Below are 1168 nucleotides of genomic sequence, written 5' to 3'. Positions count from 1 at the left end.
TTCGGTGGCCGCTCATCAGGATTCACCATGGCTCAATTACTTGTCTGTTCTGAGTTTCACACGACTCGAACCCTGAGGCAATCCCCCCTCTTGACAAAAGGCTTTTTCTCTTAACTTGTCACCAATGGTCTAGAGCGTTGCCATCAGATCCAAGTTCGGTCACCATTATCAAGGATTGTGCGAATAATTATTTTTTGAGTTTTGTTGTGGATATTGAGCCTGTTCAGGTTGAAGCCAAGAATCCCAGTATTGGAATCGATCTAGGTATCAAGACATTTGCTGTAATGAGCGACGGGAGAGAAGTCCATAGCCCTGACTACTCAAAGCTTGATTGAGCAAAGCTCACGCTACGCGATCGCAAATTAATAAAAGCTCAAAAGAAGTTTGCTAAACAGCCCAAGGGGTCAAATCGCAGAGAAGTAACTCGGTTAAGAATAGCTAAGATAAACAACGAAATAGCTAACAAAAGAAAAGATTTCCTGCACAAGCTATCAACCAAGACTGTTGTCGAGAACCAAGCAATAGTCCTGGAAGACCTAAACGTATCAGGGATGATCAAGAATCGAAAGTTAGCTAGAGCTATAAGCCAGCAGGGATGGGCTGAGTTTAGAACTCTTTGCGAGGCTAAATCAGACAAATATGGAAGGGACTTCAGGGTCATCAGTCGCTGGGAACCCACTAGCCAAGTTTGTTCTGATTGTGGGTTCAAATGGGGAAAACTCGACTTGTCTGTGCGTTCGGTACTTTGTTTGAACTGCGGTACAGAACAAGACAGAGATATTAACGCTGCAAAAAACATAGAAAAGGTCGGCATGGGGCATCGGCACGACCGTAAATGGGCAAGGAGGGATGGTAAGACTGTTGAGACCGTAGGTCACGCGGGGCGCGTTCGACAGCACAACCCGATGATCTGTCAAGAATCACCGCTCTTCAAGGGCGGTGAGTATGTCAATTTGACCAAGAACTCCGATTCTACTGCTGTCAATCTCAGGAATACTCCGCATCCATTCCAATGCCATCCGAGCATCATCTACCAAGTCAAATAGTCGAGTAGTATTAAAATTTCCTTCGCGGCGAAACGAGCCCGGCGCCCAGATACGGTGCCGGGCTCATGTTGTCAGTCGAGGGTTTTAGTTGTCGGTGGCCTGGCCGTCGGAGAGTTCGGCCC

2 protein-coding genes are annotated in these 1168 nt (G+C 46.9%); both read left to right on the top strand.

The annotated features are described in order from the left end of the window. Positions 1 to 137: 137 nt before the first annotated feature. Positions 138 to 335 (top strand): hypothetical protein, encoded by a 198-nt coding sequence (locus F6K49_RS54140; RefSeq protein WP_366514374.1) that lies wholly within the window; start codon positions 138 to 140, stop codon positions 333 to 335. Between the two features lie 30 nt (positions 336 to 365). Beyond that, positions 366 to 1046, top strand: a complete 681-nt coding sequence (locus F6K49_RS51130; protein WP_366514375.1) for a transposase — start codon at positions 366 to 368, stop codon at positions 1044 to 1046. Positions 1047 to 1168: the final 122 nt, after the last annotated feature.

The sequence above is a fragment of the Moorena sp. SIO3I6 genome (assembly GCF_010672095.1).
This window is presented reverse-complemented; position numbering and strand designations above follow the sequence as displayed.